The organism is Candidatus Pelagibacter communis (assembly GCF_001179845.1).
Lineage (GTDB): Bacteria > Pseudomonadota > Alphaproteobacteria > Pelagibacterales > Pelagibacteraceae > Pelagibacter > Pelagibacter ubique_Q.
This window is the reverse complement of sequence record NZ_CVSB01000016.1, coordinates 1-523: the sequence shown is the minus strand read 5'-3', so window position 1 is coordinate 523 and position 523 is coordinate 1. Positions and strand designations below refer to the sequence as shown.

Genomic DNA, 523 nt, shown 5'->3' with positions numbered 1-523 from the left:
TTTGGGATTTAATAAATCAAGAATGAATGCATGTGGATATTCTCTAGGTTCAACATTTTCACCTAATTGGATGGATTGGCCTATGCTATATACTGGCAATCCATATGTTTTAAGTCCAGGGAACGTTTTCTTTATGCACATGATATTGATGGATTCAGACAGTAATTTGGCAATGAATTTAGGTGAAACTTATTTAGTTACAGATAATGGGAACGAAAGATTGGGTAAGCAAAAGTTGGATTTAATTACTTTATAGAGTATGTCATATATTGATGATTTCTAATTATTTTCTTTTATATTTTTCTGCTTTAATAATATCATTTTCTATTTTGGGTTATGGTTACTTATTATCTAGGATTATTGATAAAGATTTATTATCCTACAATCTTGGTTATCAAGGGCTGTTGGGAATTTTATTTTTAACCTTCATTTCATACTTAACAATTTTTTTTGTCAAGCATGGATATATCCATAATATAATTGTTCACATAGTAGGAATTTCTTCATTTTTAATTTATTTAAA

1 protein-coding gene and 1 pseudogene are annotated in these 523 nt (G+C 27.5%); both read left to right on the top strand.

The features are described from left to right. Window positions 1-256: pseudogene (locus tag AMN81_RS00835) on the top strand (M24 family metallopeptidase); the annotation flags it as partial. A gap of 16 nt (window positions 257-272) precedes the next feature. Then, window positions 273-523: hypothetical protein (locus tag AMN81_RS06410; protein ID WP_218836701.1), on the top strand; the 251-nt coding region annotated here is incomplete at its 3' end.